13 protein-coding genes and 2 pseudogenes are annotated in these 17,876 nt (G+C 59.5%); 4 read left to right on the forward strand and 11 right to left on the reverse strand.

Annotated elements, in window-relative coordinates; genetic code table 11:
- Nucleotides 1-130: 130 nt before the first annotated feature.
- The 3 genes from ACVWYQ_RS31165 to ACVWYQ_RS31175 are packed head-to-tail and all read right to left on the reverse strand — an operon-like array spanning nt 131 to nt 2,315.
- The gene (locus tag ACVWYQ_RS31165) at nt 131-679 is read right to left on the reverse strand and encodes a hypothetical protein (protein ID WP_456726754.1); all 549 of its coding nucleotides are present in this window, start codon (nt 677-679) and stop codon (nt 131-133) included.
- The gene (gene gspM, locus ACVWYQ_RS31170) at nt 676-1,260 is read right to left on the reverse strand and encodes a type II secretion system protein GspM (protein ID WP_456726755.1); all 585 of its coding nucleotides are present in this window, start codon (nt 1,258-1,260) and stop codon (nt 676-678) included. The genes ACVWYQ_RS31165 and gspM overlap by 4 nt, the downstream gene beginning before the upstream one ends.
- The gene (locus ACVWYQ_RS31175; protein ID WP_456726756.1) at nt 1,257-2,315 is read right to left on the reverse strand and encodes a PilN domain-containing protein; all 1,059 of its coding nucleotides are present in this window, start codon (nt 2,313-2,315) and stop codon (nt 1,257-1,259) included. The genes gspM and ACVWYQ_RS31175 overlap by 4 nt, the downstream gene beginning before the upstream one ends.
- Before the next feature lie 722 nt (nt 2,316-3,037).
- Between ACVWYQ_RS31175 and ACVWYQ_RS31180 the strand changes: the two genes are divergently transcribed.
- The 4 genes from ACVWYQ_RS31180 to ACVWYQ_RS31195 are packed head-to-tail and all read left to right on the forward strand — an operon-like array spanning nt 3,038 to nt 11,966.
- The gene (locus ACVWYQ_RS31180) at nt 3,038-6,112 is read left to right on the forward strand and encodes an IPT/TIG domain-containing protein (protein WP_456726757.1); all 3,075 of its coding nucleotides are present in this window, start codon (nt 3,038-3,040) and stop codon (nt 6,110-6,112) included.
- Nucleotides 6,113-6,162: 50 nt separating this feature from the next.
- Nucleotides 6,163-7,071: a carboxypeptidase-like regulatory domain-containing protein gene (locus tag ACVWYQ_RS31185; RefSeq protein WP_456726758.1), complete on the forward strand. Its 909-nt coding sequence runs from the start codon at nt 6,163-6,165 to the stop codon at nt 7,069-7,071.
- Between the two features lie 26 nt (nt 7,072-7,097).
- Entirely contained in the window at nt 7,098-11,243 is a 4,146-nt protein-coding gene (locus ACVWYQ_RS31190; RefSeq protein ID WP_456726759.1) for an RHS repeat-associated core domain-containing protein, read from the forward strand.
- Nucleotides 11,244-11,294: 51 nt separating this feature from the next.
- The gene (locus ACVWYQ_RS31195; RefSeq protein ID WP_456726760.1) at nt 11,295-11,966 is read left to right on the forward strand and encodes a CPBP family intramembrane glutamic endopeptidase; all 672 of its coding nucleotides are present in this window, start codon (nt 11,295-11,297) and stop codon (nt 11,964-11,966) included.
- A 65-nt stretch (nt 11,967-12,031) separates the two neighbouring features.
- On the opposite strand, the gene ACVWYQ_RS31200 is transcribed toward ACVWYQ_RS31195, so the two are convergent.
- From ACVWYQ_RS31200 to ACVWYQ_RS31235, 8 genes and pseudogenes are all read right to left on the reverse strand, one after another.
- Nucleotides 12,032-12,862: an IS66 family transposase gene (locus ACVWYQ_RS31200; RefSeq protein ID WP_456727218.1), complete on the reverse strand. Its 831-nt coding sequence runs from the start codon at nt 12,860-12,862 to the stop codon at nt 12,032-12,034.
- A pseudogene (locus ACVWYQ_RS31205) lies at nt 12,766-13,076 on the reverse strand (IS66 family transposase); the annotation flags it as partial. The pseudogene ACVWYQ_RS31205 and the gene ACVWYQ_RS31200, both read right to left, overlap by 97 nt.
- Complete coding sequence (locus ACVWYQ_RS31210; RefSeq protein ID WP_456727219.1) at nt 12,992-13,264, reverse strand: IS66 family transposase zinc-finger binding domain-containing protein; 273 nt, start codon at nt 13,262-13,264, stop codon at nt 12,992-12,994. The pseudogene ACVWYQ_RS31205 and the gene ACVWYQ_RS31210, both read right to left, overlap by 85 nt.
- A 93-nt stretch (nt 13,265-13,357) precedes the next feature.
- Nucleotides 13,358-13,987 carry a hypothetical protein gene (locus ACVWYQ_RS31215; RefSeq protein ID WP_456726761.1) on the reverse strand — a complete coding sequence of 210 codons (630 nt, stop codon included), beginning with the start codon at nt 13,985-13,987 and terminating at the stop codon, nt 13,358-13,360.
- Nucleotides 13,988-14,006: 19 nt separating this feature from the next.
- Complete coding sequence (locus tag ACVWYQ_RS31220; RefSeq protein ID WP_456726762.1) at nt 14,007-14,237, reverse strand: hypothetical protein; 231 nt, start codon at nt 14,235-14,237, stop codon at nt 14,007-14,009.
- Between the two features lie 1,125 nt (nt 14,238-15,362).
- Nucleotides 15,363-15,584, reverse strand: a complete 222-nt coding sequence (locus ACVWYQ_RS31225) for a hypothetical protein (protein WP_456726763.1) — start codon at nt 15,582-15,584, stop codon at nt 15,363-15,365.
- 513 nt (nt 15,585-16,097) lie between these two features.
- On the reverse strand, nt 16,098-16,478 hold the full coding sequence (locus tag ACVWYQ_RS31230; RefSeq protein ID WP_456727245.1) for a hypothetical protein: 381 nt from the start codon (nt 16,476-16,478) through the stop codon (nt 16,098-16,100).
- A gap of 657 nt (nt 16,479-17,135) precedes the next feature.
- Nucleotides 17,136-17,756: pseudogene (locus ACVWYQ_RS31235) on the reverse strand (winged helix-turn-helix domain-containing protein); the annotation flags it as partial.
- Between the last annotated feature and the right edge of the window lie 120 nt (nt 17,757-17,876).

The raw sequence follows: 17,876 nt of genomic DNA on the forward strand, positions 1-17,876 counted from the left end.
GGCTGGCGTCGTCCAATGCCTGATCCGGAATGGCCGGGCCAAAGGTCTGGCATGCACCGAGCGCCGACGAAAGGGAAAGTACTATGAGCAGCCGTGGGAGAGGGATCTTTTGACTACCAAACCTCATCGGTCATTGCCTTCTGCGCACGAGCGCTCCTGGAACGGCTGTGCGCGCGACTTGAGCTGGCGAGGCTTGGTGAGCCGGAAAAGAAAGGTCGAGATTGACGTCCTTGTGCTGGAACTGAGCGAGATCGGGCGACACCCGCTTGAGTTCCCAGCCGTCTATCGAGCCGCCTTCGGCGACGGTGACACTCTTGCCGCTGCTTAGCCGAACGACGGCAGATTTCACATCGGGTGAGATGATGATTCCAATGAGCGTTGCGGACAATGGCGGTGGAGGCGCTACAGAAGCGGCTTGAGGCTTCGGCTCCGCTGCGGCGACTTTGGGAGGTGTTGGCCGTCTTGTTTGCGAGAACAGAGGACGATCGACGATCGCCTGGAATTCCGAGGCCAGGTGGCGCAGCGGCATCTGCGGTAAAAGCGTCTCGCCCGTCCTTGGCTGCAAGCTCGACGCCGGCATCTCAGTATTGGCTGAGACTGCCCACCCCAAGGTGATCGCGCCAAGGCCGCCCGCAAGAGCGAGTACGGCGCGTAGCTGCGCGGTCCAAACGACAATCATCTGACGCCTGCCTGCGTCCGCCTTGCATAGGAGACAAGCCGCAGGCTGATGCTGAGCGCGGGTTGCCCGTCTGCGGCCGTTGCCGTCGCGCCCGTCTCGGGCACTTGGGCGAATAGCCGCTCGACGACGACGATTGGTTCCGCGCCGGCGATGGCTCGCAGCAGCTTGCTCAACTCGGCGGCGGAGGCTGTCAGGTCAAGGTCAAGGCCGATCCGATCAAATCCCTTCTCCAGCGCGGCTTGCAGGCTCTTGCTGTTGCGCAAGAGAGCGCCACTGCCAGTAACCAGACCCCGAAGCGAGTTCTGCATCTCGGCTGCGGCGAGTGCTGGCGATGCGGACGCAAAGAAGTATTTGGCTGTAGCGCTCCTGCCTTGGAGTTCGTCGAGTTGTGCTTCGATAGCAGGCAAGCTGGCCTCGAGATGGCGATATCGGGCCAGCAATTCGTTCGAGCTTGCGATGGTCTCGCGATCTTGAGCCATTTGCCGCAACAGCGGGGCAGCAACGAAAGCGCCAGCCGCCCAGCACAAATTAGCGAGAAGTCCCCATGCTATCAGTCGACTTGCAAGCGGTGACAGGGTCATTGAGCTGACCCATACTGTACGCGCAACTCGAACCTCGTTGGGCCACCTACGACGCCCTGGACGACCGGCGCGGCCAGTTCGGGCGCGGACAACGGCGGACGCGCAAGCTGCTGCAGCAGCGCAGGAAGATCGGAGGTGAGGCCAGAGAGGGTGGCATCGCCTGCGCGGATTTCCAGGCGAAATACCCAGGCGGTGTCTGGTATCTGGCGGCTGAGCGCATCAAGAAATTCCAGGGAGTGCGGACCGCGCAGTCGATCCGGCAAAAAACTCTCCGATGCGATGAGCGCGTCCAGTCTGGCTTGCGCGTTGGACGCCTTGGCAGCAATTGTTGCGGCAAGGGCCGCTTGACTCCGCGATGTTTCAGCCAGGAGATGGATCCGAAAGACAACCAGAAAAGGTGCGCTGATCAGCAGCAGAACGCCAACGGCAAGTGCCAATCTCGTGAAGGATTGAGTCTTGGGCGCAATCTTTGCGCCAATCTGCGGGAGATAATCCAGAGGCGGCTGCGAGGCATCGCCCTCGACGAAAATCGCGGTCGGTTGGAGACCGTGGGTGGTGAGATGCTCAAGTGCACGCTTGAGCGCTTCGCGTGGTGTTACCGCAATTTCGGCGCGAATGGTCTTCCTTTGACGGTCTTGCGCCAAAAGCCGCGCGACGTAATGCACCTCGTTCGGCTCGAACGGCGTCACACGCCCAATTTGGAACGAGGCCGACTCGTGCAGGGTAGCCTTGGCTGCGAGCGGGAGTTCAATCGTGCGTCGCAAGACCATGGTGACAGGCAGCAGTAGTGCCACGGGTTCCGGCTCCGACTCATGGCAGTCCGCCGGGAGAGGCAACACCTTCCAGTTTCCAGTCTGGAGATCGTCGTCGCTGATTTCGACTTGCTCGTCCTGGACTCGCACAAGACGCCTTTCTTGCGCCGGCGAGAATTTGCGCCGGATCGAAGATGGAATCGACTGGGCGAGTTCGTTGATCCACCAACGGATGGTAGCGCTCAGTACCCCGCAAGCACGAACACCAAACTCAAACCTGACAATATCGACGATCTGTTTCATCGCTGTCGTGCGCATTAAGTACCACGTGTAGTAGTGGAGTTATTTCACCGGGTTGTCAAAGAGAGAATCGAGCGCCGCACTAGAATGCACGTATGAATTGTTCGGTTTGCCCGGGTCGAATCTGGGAATTGTGCACGATTCAGCATTGGGTGTTGAGCTTGCGCGCGTCACCGATACCGAGCGGCAAGTTGTGGACAACGTTTCGGCGAGAAGCGTTCCATTGGCGACAGAGAGACGCTTGCGAAGCCGGGGATGTCCTCGCGCGATCGTTATCGAACCAACCAGAAGGCCAAGTTCGTCGAGTCTCGGCCGTTATCTCGCGTAGATTCGTCCGTTCCACCAATGCCTCGCTTTAGGGAGTCATCCGACCGCGTGAGAGGAATGCTCGATCTCTGGTGATCAAGTCGTCTCGTCAGAAAAATATTCTTGGTTGAAATGCGTGATCCCAGATCTGGTTTTTCGAGATCGTTGACTCATGGCGTCACCGCTGTTTTCTCAAGCATTTAGCGGCATATGTGTTCAGGCCAGAAAACTATTCGACGTAAGGTAGTGAAGCAAATGTGAGAGGCGGTACGCGTCGTCATGGGCGAAAAGGGACTTGCAACCTGTGCGAGATTTGTGTCTCACTAGAAGCGGGACAGGAATTGCTTCTCTATCCTTCTGGAATTTGGCGTCGACCCTTCGTCTGGAGGGCGTGTGCCTCGTTGCGCTGGTGGTGCCGTATGCAATCATATGCAGTTGTTCGCCGGATCTCGGCGTCCTATGTGTCCGGTTCTCTCATCGACCGCCCAGACCTCGCCCCACCCAAACTCAGACGAAGAAAGATAGCACTGGAAGCAATTGCCGTTTTCGTTGCGGCACTTACGATTTGGTTTGCCAGTTTCGCCGCGGGACGCGCCGACAGTGCGCAGTACTATTATGATCCCGCAGGCAGATTGACTGTAATGGTCGATCCGACAAATGGCAGCGCGCAGTACAACTACGATGCTGTGGGCAACATCCTTTCGGTAGTGCGGCGGCCAATAAGCGATCTTGTTGTGGCGCAGGCGTCGCCGAGCCGCGGACGCGCCGGGGAGATGATCACGATCTACGGCACCGGCTTCGGATCTCTGACGAATACAACGGTTTCATTCAATGGCGTGCCGGCGTCACCAACCGCTGTCAGCGCGACACAAATCACGGTCGCGGTACCGTCAGGGGCAACGACTGGGCCGGTCTCCGTGACCTCTCCGGCCGGAAGTGCGAGTTCGATCGCCAGTTTCACGATCCCGGTTTTAGGCGCGCCGACAATAGCGTCTGTTTCTCCAAGCCAGGTGAAGCCAGGAGATACGATCACAATTACTGGGACGAACTTCGACTCGGTTGTCAGCAATAACAAGGTTCTCGTGAATGGTCGGTACGCGCAGATAAATTCTGTAAATGCCACCACGTTAACAGCGGTTGTCCCGATTGTGTCGTCCGGCAGGGTAAGTGTTATCACGCCCGAAGGCACAGAGACCTTCAGCGGCTATCTTACAGTGACGCCAGTGCCGTACGTCCCGAGCAACATAGGCTCGGTAGTCACCTCGTCGATCGGAAGTTCGGTGACGATCAACATCGCGACAGCCGGGCAGATCGGGTTGATCTTGTTTGACGCGAATGTGGGCCGGCGGCTCGCGGCTCAAGTGACGGCGTCTTCGACCGGAAGCGCGGTGCAAATTTTGGGGCCAGACACGTTGGTTCTTGGATCGTCGGCCGCATCGACCGGATCATTTGCGGATACGGCCGTGATATCGCACGCCGGAACATATGCGGTTCTTGTCGTTCCAGGGGGAGCGGCCGGGTCGATAACTATCACACTCGTTGATGTGCCGCCAGACGTGACCGGCACTATATCTACGGGCGGCAGTCCGGTGTCGCTCACGACAACGACGGCTGGCCAGAACGCAAGTCTCACGTTTGCCGGCGTTGCCAACGAACGCATCAGCCTGGTGACTCAAGTCAGCGGCTTCTCCTGTTGGGCGTGGGCTGTGGTCCAGCCGAGCGGAGCTACGTCACACTACTCTGCACCCTGCGGCAGCGGGTCATTCTTCACGGATACTCTGGTATTGCCAGTTGCGGGAACGTATCGGATTATTCTCGATCCCGCTGGCCCCAACACTGGTACAGCTACGTTCAGGTTATATGACGTCCCCCCAGATTTGACAGGTACCCTGGCTATCGGTGGCGGCGCTGTTCCGATGACGACGACCGCGCCCGGCCAGAACATGAGCCTCACGTTCAGCGGGAGCGCCAATCAGAATATCAGCCTTACCACACAGGCCAGCGGCTTCTCTTGCTGGGACATGAAAGTTCTGCAACCGGGTGGAACAACGCAATTCTATTCGAACCAGACTTGTGGCAGTGGGACGTTCTTTACAGATGTCCTCACTTTACCGGCATCGGGGACGTACACGATCCTGATCAATCCGAGCAGCTTCCAGACCGGCACCCTCGCATTTACACTATACAACGTGCCGCCAGATGCGACTGGCACCTTGTCGGCCGGTGGCAGCGCTGTGCCAGTGACAACGACGGCACCCGGCCAGAACATGACTCTCACGTTTAGTGGGATGGCTAACCAACGCATCGGTTTAACCACACAGAACAGTGGCTTTTCTTGCTGGGATATGAAGGTGCTGCGGCCGGATGGTGCGACGCAGTTCTACTCCACTTCATATTGTGGCGGCGGTACGTTCTTCACGGATGTCCTGGTACTGCCCGTCTCTGGAACGTACACGATCAAGATCAATCCTAGTAGTTTCCAGACCGGCACGCTCACGCTTACGCTATTCGATGTGCCGCCGGATGCTAGCGGGACGATCTCGCCAGGCGGAAGCGCGGTGTCGCTGACGACAACGGCACCGGGCCAGAATATGAGCCTGACGTTCGTCGCCACGGCGAACCAGCGGGTGAGCTTGGCCGTGCAGCCGACTGGCTTTTCCTGCTGGGATACAAGCGTCCTGCAACCAAATGGAGTTTCATCGGTCTACACTAGACAGGATTGCGGCTCCGGCACCTTTTTTAGCGACATCTTGGTGCTGCCGATTGCAGGCACGTACACCATACGGATCAATCCAGGCGGTGTGAACACGGGCACGGTCACATTCAATTTGTACGACGTGCCAGCGAATGCCAGCGCAACGGTTACGCCAGGCGGAGGTACGGTGTCGCTGACAACGACGGTACCCGGCCAGAACATGGAGCTTACCTTCGCGGGCACGGCCAATGAGCGCGTAAGTCTTCTTACGCAGCTAAGTGGCGGTCTGAATTGCTTGAAGCTGACCGTATTGCAACCGAACGGGACGACGCAGGTCTACAATAACGACAGCTGTGGCTCTCGATTTACCGACCTTCTCGTGCTTCCGGTCGCGGGAACTTATTCGATCGCACTTAATCCTTCGAGTGTAAGCACTGGATCGGCAGCATTTACGCTGTACGACGTTCCGCCCGACACTGCGGGAACGACGAGCATCGGCCAGGCGGCAGCCAATTACGACGTCACCGTGCCTGGCCAAGCGATCCAAGTTGCGTTCGCTGCCTCCGGGGGCCAAACCGCCACGGTCTCTATCGGAAGGGTAAGCAGCACACCCTCTGGGGCTTGCTACAATATCACGATGAAGAAGCCGGATGGCAGCACGCTGCGTGGTGATGGTACCTGCAACAACGGATACTCGAGTGGCTCGCTAACGTTGCCGACCAGCGGCACCTACACGGTCGTAGTCGATCCACAGGGTACCGCGATCGGTACCTTCAGCGTTGGAGTGAGCGCGCCATGATCAGGACTAGAACAAACTCGGTTGCGGCTGTTGCAATGAAGAGCATCTCGTTGGCGACGGTCTCGCTGTTGGTTGCTGCGAACCTCGCCTGGTCCGAGCCGCTGCGCCCAGCCGACAACAAACCGGATGCTCCGTTGCAGGGGCCGGACGGTGTCACGTCGCTCTCCGGCCAGGTGGTGGACCTCGATGGGCGGGGGCTGCCCGGGGTGGAGCTGAGCGCTGTCGGCGCCAAGACGACGTCCGACGCAAGCGGTCGGTTCTTGCTCACCTATGTCCAGCCAGGGCCCAGCGTGCTGCATATCGATGGCCGGCGCGCGGGAGCCAAGCGCGATGCCGACTACGGGTTCTATCAGGCGCGGGTAGAGGCAAAGGCCGGGCAGACCAATGTGCTGCCTTACAAGAACTGGCTTCCGCTCATCGATCACAGCCATGACGTGACCTTGAGCGTGCCGACGCGGAGCGAGGTGGTGGTGCGCACGCCTGGAGCCCCCGATCTCGAGTTGCGCATCGATGCCGGCGTCGTGATCCGCGACGTCGATGGGCGCGAGGTGCGCCGCGTCGGGATCACGGCGGTGCCGGCCGACCGGACCCCGGTGCCGCTGCCGGCCAATGCCAACATTCCGACGTTCTTCATCATCCAGCCTGGTGCGGCATGTCTTTATGACGCGAAGGGCGGCATCGGCACGGCGAGGCTGGTGTTCCCAAATTTCGACAAGGAGCTGCCGAAGGCGCGCGCAACGCTTTGGCGCTACGAGCCGGATGGCAACGGCTGGGCCCCGTATGGCCAGGGCACCGTGAGCAGTGATGGCCGACAGGTGATTCCGGATGCCGGCGTGGTGCTCACCGACTTCTCCAGCGCCGAGTGCGATCCTGCCACGCGCACCCGACAGCCGCCGCCGGAGCGTATCACGCAAGACCAGATACGCATGCAGAAGCAGATGCGAACGAAGCAGCAGTGAGTGCAGCTATGCAGATGAGCCGACCGATGACCTTCACAGGCTTGATGACCCTGTCGACGCGTGTTCTGCTGGCTGCTTTGATTGGCCTCGAACCGGGCCTGATGTCGCTGGCCCAGGCAGCGCCCGTTCCTGCTTCGGAGCGGGTTGTCGCACCGATCAGCCCGGCGACACCGTTCGTCGCGCCGATACCTGCCGGCGAGATCTCCTTGCGCGATGCGCCCTCCGATCCGGCGCCGGAAGGCAGCCCGCCGCTGCGCGTAGCCGCGGATGGTGTGACCGCGATCGCGGGCCGCGTCCTGGCAACGGACGGAACGCCATTGGAAGGCGTGACCTTGCGCATGGGAACGGTGCGGGCGCAAACCGACGCACACGGCCTGTATCTTCTAGAGCGCGTCTCCCCGGGCGAAGCCGTGCTAGTGATCGATGGCCGCAAGGCTCGTGAAGCCAATCGATCCGAGGCGGTCGATCACGGCATCCACGAGACGCGTGTGAAGGCGGAGGCGGGGCGGACCACGGCGCTGCCGTGGGTGAGCTGGTTGCCCCGCATCGATCACGCGCATGAGACGGTGCTTGGCGTCCCATTGGCAGAAGATGCAGTCGCCACGACGCCAAACGTGCCGGGACTGGAGCTGAGAATTCCGAAGGGGGCGGTGTTGACAGGCATTGATGGTGAAGCCGTCACGCGTGTCGGCCTGACGGCGATTCCCGTCAACCGTCCGCCGTTCCCGCTGCCGCGCCACGTCGAGGTTCCGATCTACTTCACGGCCCAGCCGGGCGGGGCCGTGATCAGCAGCACCGATGGGCAATGGCTTGGGATGCAGGTCGTCTACCCCAACTATGGGCGCGAGCTCCCAAAGGCGCGTGGTGTGTTCTGGCGCTACGAGCCTGATGGACTCGGATGGTCGGCATATGGTGCGGGCTCTGTCTCTGCTGATGGCCAACAGGTGGTGCCAGATCCGGACACCCGCATTTACGCCCTCTCAGGCGCGATGTTCAGCCAAGGCGGTACGCCTGCTGGGGGCGGAGGACCAGGTGGGGGCGATGGGAACGGAGGTCCCGGGCCGGGGGCGCCTTTCGGCGGACCCGATGGAGGCCCCGCTGGTCCGCCACCAACAGACGGCGACCCGATTGATTTGGCGTCCGGGTTCTTCGTTCAGACTCAAACAGACTTGCTGCTCGGTGGTGTGACGCCGCTGGCGGTGACCCGAACCTATCGCCCGGCCGACTATAACCGTCGCAACTTCGGGGTCGGTACTTCACTGACCTACGGGTCGAAGCTGTACTCTGCCAATCAATATCAGCAGGTGGATCTCATCATGCCGGATGGCGGCATGGTGCATTACACGAGAATCATCGACCCCAACAATCCGACCGACAATGGCTTTGTGACAGCTCACTTCACGACAAATACGCCAGGTCCCTTCTATAAATCCCGTATCGACTGGAACGGCAATGGCTGGAACTTGGTCCGGACCGACGGCGTGACGTACGTGTTTGGCGAAAACGCGCCGTTGCAGAGCATTCAGGACCGGTTCGGCAACAAGGTGACGCTGACCTACTCGAATGGCATCTCCGGCAATCTTGTCCAAGTAAGCGCGTCGAACGGCAGATTCATCCGCTTCAGCTATAATGGCAATAACTGTATAACCCAGGCGGTGGACAACATCGGCCGCACGGTGACATATACCTATGACTCCTCGAGCCGGTTGACGACGATCACGGACCCCAATGGTGGTGTCACGATCTATACCTGGGACAGCTCGAACAGAGTTCAATCAATCAAAGATGCTCGCGGCATTACGTATCTGACCAATACCTACGATACCTCAGACAGAGTGACGTCGCAGTTGCTGGCCGATGGAAGTTCGTATGGGTTCTCATACTCAACGACGTCGGCTGGGCGCACCACTACAGTCACTGATCCGCGCGGCAATGTTCGAACGGCTGTGTTCGATGGAAACGGTTACGTATTGAGCGATACACTTGCGCAGGGTACTCCGCAGGAGTCGACACGGGTCTACGTCCGCGATCCGGTCTCTCATTTTGTCACTTCCGCCACTGATCCGCTCGGACGCCGTTCTGACTTCACCTACGACGACAATGGCAACACGTTGAGCGTGACCCGACTCGCCGGCACGTCCAACGCTGCGACCACGAGCTACACCTATGAGCCCGTCTTCAACCAGCTCACTAGCGTAACTGATCCACTCGGACACGTCACGACGTATCAGCGCAATAGTCTAGGTCAATCGACTGCAGTCACCGATGCGAACGGCAACACCACTAGTTATACGTACAATGCCGCCGGTAGTTTGCTGATGACAAAGGATGCACTGAACAACACGAATCAGTTTAGCTACGGCTTCGATGGAGATCTTTCCTCCGTGATCGACCAGCTTGGTCGTGTGACAGAACTCTCTACCGACGCTATTGGCAGGAATTTGCGATACACCAACCCGATGGGGTCGCAGACAACGCTCGTGCGCGATCCGATCAACGGTGTGCTACAGACGATCGAAGGCAACGGCGCCGCAGTTACAAATACATATACGCCAATTGGAAAGCTTGCGACTGTTACCGACGCACGCGGTGGTCAGATTTCCTACACCTATGACAGCCGGAATCTGCTCACCACACGTACCGATGCCGTCAATGCAGTGGAGAGCGTGATGCAGCGCGACGGCATGGGCAACGTGCTGGCCTCGTCGGATCGGAAGTCTCAGGCAAAGTCCGTGACGTACGATCCGCTGAATCGTCCCGTGACAGCAACGCATGCCGATGGCAGTACTATTGCCTGGACCTGGGATCTCGGCGGACGCCTCACGCAGGTCCAGGACAGCGTTGGTGGCACCGTAACACGCGCCTACGACGACCTCGATCGGCTCACGAGTGAGACAACACCGCAGGGCACGGTCAGCTACACCTACGATGCCGCGGGGCGGCGGCTTACCATGCAGGCGGCAGGCCAGGCGCAGGTCTCTTATTCGTATGACAATGCCAACCGCCTGACAGCAATCACACAGGGCAGCACAAGCCTGAGTTTTGCATACGATGCCGCCGGCCGCCGCACTTCAGCCTCGCTGCCGGGTGGTGTCATTGCGAGCTACACGTGGGATGCAGCCTCGCAGCTCACCGGCATCAGCTACGCCAACGGTTCAACCACGCTGGGTAATCTCACTTATAGTTATGACGCTGCCGGACACATTGTGTCTCGTGGCGGCACACTGTTTCAATCACTGCTGCCTACTGCGGTGACATCTGCGATGTACGACCCTGCCAACAGGCTGAGCGCGCGCACGGCGGCTGGCGTCACGACAGCGCCAACCTGGGACGCCAATGGCAATCTGACCAGCGATGGCGTAAACACCTACACTTGGGATGCACGCAACCGCCTGACGGGAATCCCGGGCATCGCGAGCTTTGTGTATGACGCGTTCGGGCGCCGGCAGACGGCAACGCGCGGCGGCACCGCCACTTCGTTCCTTTACGACGGCTGGGATGTCGCGCAGGAGCAGCAGGGCGGCATGCCAAGTGCGGACGTCGTGAACGGCCTCAATATCGACGAACGCTTTGCACGCAACGGGGCAGCCATCCTCACAGACTTGCTCGGCTCGACGCTGGCACTGGCATCCTCGGGCGCGGTGCAGACGAGCTACGGCTACGATCCCTACGGTGCTGCGCAAGTCACGGGGAGCGCGTCGGACAATCCGTTCCAGTACACCGGCCGCGAGAACGATGGCACCGGCCTCCTGCACTACCGCAACCGATACTACAGCCCTACGTGGGGAAAGTTCATTTCCGAAGATCCCATCGGTCTCGGAGGTGGTGATATCAATCTCTATCGCTACGCCAGCAGTAACCCAATCCAACACTCTGACCCGCTCGGATTGCAATCGGAGGGCCCCACCCCGCCTTGTCCTCAGGACCAAAATTGCCAACCTCCGCCCGTTTGTCCTCCGCGCTGGTCACATTGCCACGAGGATCGTCCTCCTGTCCCGCCTGTGGCTCCTCCTCCTCTCCCGCCTTTCCCTCCTCAACCTCCCCCGCCTTCGCTTCCACCTTGGCTTGAAGATTTCTTCCGATGGCTAACACCGCGGCCGAAACCTCTCCCCCCGTTGAGAGAGCCGCCCCAGGGAGGTACAAGAGCAGACTCTGGCAGCGTGATCAGATAAACTGAAGAAGTTCGACGGCCACGTTGAAGACTCGAATATTTGAGACGACGAGTGAGTGCTGAGATGCTGGCGACCGGATCTGATGACGGCTGTCGACCTAAAATGACCTGGCTTGCAAGGTTCGCCATCATTCTCGCGATTGGTCCATTCATTATCAAGCGGATCATCCTGCTTTATGATGACCAAGAGGACTATGTTGTCTGGTTGGCCATGGACTACGCGGTGCGATGTGTTTCACTGCTTGGAGTCATGCTCGGCTTTCAAGCTGGGCTCATTGAGCGGCCTAAGTTTCGAGCGGGATGGTTCGTTTCTGGTGTTGTTCTCGCTGGTCTGCTGTCCGCAGAATTGTTGCGGCAAACCTTGGTCTTTCCAATTTTGCGGGACAACCTTGACTATTTTCGTTTGTCGTCGATGCCAATCATTACGAATGTATACGTAAGGTGGGTGGACCTCGTATTCGGCATATTATTGGTGGCTGTTAGTGAGGAGCTTGTCTTTCGACGACTAATATTCTCGATCTTTGGGCCAAGAAGATCTTTATCGGCAACGCTTTTTGGCGCGCTTATCTTCGCGTTGGTCCACCTGACTTCGGGCCTTGCGGATACTGTCAATGCATTCATTAGTGGCATTCTATTGGGTATCGCATTTTGGATTACCCGTCGCATCTCTGTCTGCATCGTCTCCCACTACGTGCTAGATGTGAAAATATTCGGTGGGTTTTAGGCTTGGTGCCCGGAAGCGCCTGTGACCCTCAAGAATACGCAACGAGGAATGTGCAGTCAGCGTGGTTATTCTTGATCAATACGCATCCGGCGAAGGCCCCCGGGCAAGCCGGATTTGACGGAAGGCTGATCGCGCTTAAGCGGCGTGAGCGACGCTTTGAGGCCGCCAGAAGGCAGCAGTTCGTCAATGCGCTTGGCGGGGTGATCCGGTAGGCGCGCCAGCACTTCGGCAAGCCAAGCCTGTGGGTCGATGTCATTGAGCTTGGCGGTGGCGATGAGGCTGTAGATGGCGGCCGCACGCCGGCCGCCCTCATCGGACCCGGCGAAGGTCCAATTTTTTCGCCCGACGGCGACCGCCCGTAGCTCGCGCTCGGCAGCATTGTTCGACATGCAAAGCCGTCCGTCATCGAGGAAGCGGCTAAATGCATCCCATCGGCTGAGGCAATAATTGATCGCTTTGGTCGTGTCGTTGTTCCTGGAGAGCTTGGCACGCTGTTCGCGCAACCACGCCTCAAGCTCGATGATCAGGTGGCGGCTACGCTCCTGGTGCACACGCAGGCGCTCCCTCCGGCGCAAGACCGTTGATCTCACGCTCGATGGCGAACAGGACATCGATACGCTTGACGGCCTCAGCCGCGATCGGCGCTTGGTAAGCCGTGCCAGATCAAAGAACTTGCGTCTGCCGTGCGCCCAGCACGCGGCCTCGATGATCGGGCCGCCCTTGCGATTGGCCTCGTAGAGCCTGCCAAACCGGCGTAGGCGTCGGTCTGCATCAGTCCGGCATAGCCGGCGAGATGCTGCTCCGGATGCGCACCGCCACGATCTTGCGAGTAGAAGAACACGGCCGCCGGCGGATCTGGGCCGGCAAACGGACGGTCGTCGCGTACGTAGGTCCAGAGCCGACCGGTCCGGGTCTTGCCTTGGCCAGGACCGGCACCGTGGTGTCATCTGCGTGGATGCGCGCGGCTGCGAAGACGTGGCTCCGGATCGCATCGACCAGAGGCATCAGGGTTGCCGCGGAGGCACCTACCCAGTCCGCGAGCGTCGATACGTCGAGATCGATGCCTTCACGCTGGTAGACGTCGCTCTGACGATGAAGCGGCAGGTGCAGCCGTAGTTGGCGAACAGGACAGGGGCCAGCAGCTTGGGTCCTGCACGCCCGCGCGCAATCGGATGCGAGGGGGCCGGCGGTTGAGTGATCGCTTCGCAGGCCCGGCAGACGAGCTTCTCGCGCACGTGCTGGATCACCTTCCACTGGTGCGGAACCAGCTCCAGCTTCTCGGTCACGTCCTCGCCAATCTTGCGCCTTTAGCGGGACGGCCTCAAGCATCTCCTTCGAATAATATGACGATGGACTCATATGCTCAGCGCTCGTTCTAACACCGACTAACCTCAGCTGTTCCCGTACTCGCCTGTCTGAAATTCGTCGCCCCGCATCTCCCGCTTTACCTTCTCCCACTCTTCCTTCAGCACGTCTCTACCCGCCTCGACTAGCGCTCGTCTAAGCCTTGCCTTTCTGACTGGGAGTCTAGCTTGTAGAGTTTGTCTGCTATTTCCCACAAACGTTGCTGCAGTTGATCCCTGCGATTGAGCAGCAAGTCCAGCTGTGTGCCCAGGCGGGCGGGATAGCGTTCTCACATCCTCTGCCTTCAACTCCTCTCCATCCTCGGTGCTCATGAGGATGGCGTGATACTCACAAAGGGACTGTCGCAATTCCTCCATCCAACTCATCCGCAACTTAGCGATCTCTCGAGCGCCAGCCGTGCGGGCGGTGAGCATTGAGGCTTCTGCCGATGTTTGACTTGCAATGGCTTGCCGCCGTCCGATCCGCCACTGAACCAAAGGCCCGAGCACGCCCGCAATGAATGCGAAGACGGCAGCGACCGCCGCTACTGCAGCAGCGGGATTGCCCTTGATGAATTCGGCAATTTCAGCAATTGGCAGGCGCACGAAGAAGACTGCCAGTCCTCCGACAATCGCCCCTAGCGCGACCGCAAGCAAGAACCTCACCCTCGACTTCATCGTCAGAAGCTCCGGCAGGTCACGCCATGAACGGCGGAAAATCTTCGTTGGCCGGCCCGTACAGATAGTTGCCCTGGATCCACCACCTGCCCGAGGAAGCGCCGGACCCGTAAATGTAGCCGTTGTCGATGTAAAACTTGCCGCTGTTGCGCGGCCCGTAGATGTAGTTTCCGTCAATCCAAAATTTTCCGCTGTCGCGGGGCCCGAAAATGTGTTGACCGGAAATATAGAACTTGCCGCTGCCGCCCATTACGTCCTCCTCCCCGATGGCATTGATTGCGCAACCGGAGCGCGAGCGCAATAGGACGGAAGGCGGCTTGGCAGATGATCCACCGATTGGCATGCTCACCAACTCGGGAGGACCCACTGTGCCCGCCTACCTCGTTCGCATCATCGGCACCCGCGACCTCGTCGGCATCTTCGTCGCCGATGCGGCTTCCTCTGAGTCGAACACTTTCAGGTCCTCGCCTTGGTCATAGATCCACACGGTCATGGTTCTCGCTCCGGGAGTTCTGAGGCCGGGCTGCATAGCATGTTTCCTTCGAGGTTCGCTCCGCCATCACTTGATGCGCCTGCATTTCGCGATGGCAAGATACCCTACATAGAGACGGTTAGTGTCGGTCTTTGGGCTTGAAACCAACGGAGCGAGAAGCGCAAACGATAGGGAGTCACGAATAGGGCTCGGGCTCGCCGGCTCACGTCGGCGGGCCGGCCTATTGCAGCATTCCTGCCCAGCCGGTTTAATGCCTCTGGCCACAGGGAGGTAGAAATGCAGAGACTGGTCGGCGTATCCGCGCTTGCAGTTGCCCTTGCACTTGCAGGATGTGGAAGAGATCCAGGGCCCAAGGGCGAGCCGGGACCTCAAGGCCCCGCCGGCCCACAAGGTGCTCAAGGCATCCAGGGCGTTCCCGGTCCCCAGGGACCTGCCGGTGCGCAAGGCCCTCAGGGTCCCCAGGGACCAAAAGGCGACAAGGGAGACAAGGGCGAGCCGGCGCCGGTCAATATCCGGGCGGTGCAAGCTGACGGTGCGGTCAACTGCGACAGCAGCGAAACGCTGGTCTCCGTGTTCTGCCCAAGTGGGGGAGCTGCAGATGGAGCGAAGTGTGGGACATCCCCGACAATTGGGCTTTGCATGAAAAAATAAAACTCGGATCCGCCGGTTCACGTTGACGGGCTCGACGAAAAGGCCGCAGCGATTGAGTTCGCTGCGGCCTGCGCCGTGTCAAAAGACCGGGTGAAAGAGGCAGGTGCAATATGAACGCCAGCCCCGGTGTGCCGAATTTTCCCCGCGCCTCCGGTTCCGGCTACAACATTGTGAATCTAGCGCCTGCGCTGAATGTCCGAAACGCCTCAGCGGCCTGCGCGACCTATTAAATCACTCTGCGGCCTTCAAACCCTCTTCCGTGGGCTCGTAGCGCTCTCCATGCTTCACCAGCCAGCCACCCTCAACCATCTTGTGCGCCAAACGCAGCGAGCATGCCGGTTGGCTGCCGCCCGGGTGATATATGCCGTCTCCGCGCTCGACGAGAAAGCCGTAGACGCGCGCCAGGCGTAGCGGCTTGAGCATGCCGGGAATGAGGATGATGGTCGAGGTCATTGCTTCCCAAGCGCGCGCTATCAGGAACGTTCCGAAGCGCAGCCTTGGCGACGAGCACCGAGGTCGGGCTTACACTGTGAGAAGACTACGGCGAGCGGGACGGGCGCACTCTGGGCCTGCAACAAAGAAACGGCCCCAGGCCAAGGGGAAGGACCCAGGGCTGGGGCCGCTCCGGCTACAACAGATAGCCTGGCGCCTGAAGCGCATATAAATCAAATACCATGGAGGACGGGGGTTCCTATCAAGAGGCGGACGCACTCTGGGTTGGTGCAGCAAAGCCCGAGCAAGGCCTTACGCTGGTCCTGTTGCCCAAACTTAGCTCCAGCTCGTCCCCCCGGGCTGCAGCGTCCCTTTGCAATGGATTCACAAATTTGAATCCCAAGGGCATAATTTTTTGAGATGAAGCTGCGTTTGCTGAACTAGACAGCGGCAGACCTCTCGGTCCCAGCTCGTTTACGATCCGGAAAAACCTCCGGGCGGGCCGATGTGGTCTACTCCGGGCGTAAGCCATCGTTAGTACCAGCCCATCTTGAAACAGAGACCAAGCCACCCAGCAAGCGCGACTAGAGCGGCAATGTTGATGTACTTCTGAGCGTTCTGCATCACTTCACCGCAATCAAAAGCGCCCCGCCATTCGGAAGAATGGTGGTTGGTCACTGCCCGTTCCGTCTCTCCGCCCTTGACCGGATCAATAAGGTTCCGGTTTCTGGCGCCCAATTCATCGCCGGAGCTCGGGGTTCTCCACCTGATGTGCTTTGGCGTGTTCTTCTCGACCTGCGGGACCATGCGGGCGGGGTCGGGAGCACCCGGAACGCCCCGCGGGCCGAGCAGCTCACGCGCAATGTCATCCTCGCTTCTTTCCGGCTCGACGCCGTTAATGGGCCGCTGTCGCACGGGAGCGACCTCCTGATACGCACCGGCAAGCTCAAGCCACCTTAAGGTTTGGAGGTCTGCGGTGGCTGCTCTGGTGGTGGCATTATGAAAGGAATGGGGATCGTCGTACGCGCGAGCTTACCAGCGCCGCTCGTTCCTCGAAGAGACGATTTTTGATGTACTCGCGCTCCAGATCGGAAAGGCGGGTCTTGAGCAGCCTGTGGTAGCGGTGAATGTTATTGCGGTGGGTGCGCAAGCGAGCGAGCTTATGTTCGAGTATCATCATCGTCGTCCTCGACGGTGGCAAGCAATCCTTTCTAAAAGAGGTCGGAGGAGCCCCCTCTGGCGCAAGACTTAGAGACGCCTGATCTGATTTCAAGACGGATAGGGAAGTTAGGGCGATGGGGCGGACCGGCCCGCTGCTTGGGAGGACATCGGGTAGGGGCAAAAATCCTAGCCGTTTCTTGGGCGCTGGCTGGCTTCTGCCGTAGCCTTGCCCCCGCCTGCGGTATCTGCCGTAAATCTTGCGACCCGCCTAGGGCCGCTCCAGACCTCGATCACCGGGTGCGCTTCGAGGTATTTCACAGCTCGACGCTTAGCGTCATCGTCGCAGCCGCACTCTAACTCATAGGTCGCATGAGCGACACCCCACAGATCGACTGCATATGCCACGTAACGCATGCGAAGCCGCTTGCCGCTGCGTTGCACTGAACCTTCGAGCACGTAACGAACGTTTAATTCGCGGCCGACTTGCCGTACATCGACTGCTCTACCCTTGTATGAGACGGCGCTGTTCCGTGCGATTACAAATGAAGCAGCGATCCGCGACAAGTCTGTGGTCAAACTCTCGGTTACACCATCCACGAAATAGTCCTGCTCACGATCAGCGCTAAGGTTCGTGAAGGGTAGCACGACGATGGATAGGCGCGGCGGCGTGTCGCCGGTTCGTTCGACTGAGCCAACCGTCTCTATTGCGGAGCTCCCGGCTTCCTGCACTGCACCCACGAAACGGAAACCTTTGCGCGGGAGCGTCTTGATGAGGTCCTGCTTCTCGCCAGTGTCGCCGATTGCACACCTCGCACTATTGATGCGCGTCGTCAGAGCGGCATCCGAGACGATGCGACCATTCCAAACGCCGGCGATGAGCTCGTCCTTACTGACAACGCGTTCCCTGTTCCGGATCAAATAGTTCAGAAGGTCGAATACCTGTGGCGCGACAGAGATTACCTCGGCTCCTTGCCGCAGCTCCCGTCGTTCCGTATCCAGCGTGAAATCCGAAAAAGAGTAAAGCAATTGCATCCTCCTGCGGTACGATCGCACCCCAGCGGAGCTGATATGTAAGCAGACGGTAAGAAGAATGGAAGGCGCCTGTAAAGCGCTTCTCATGACCTTGGCGCATCCTCGTGCGCGGTAACAGGA

The organism is Bradyrhizobium sp. USDA 3397, from assembly GCF_054060965.1.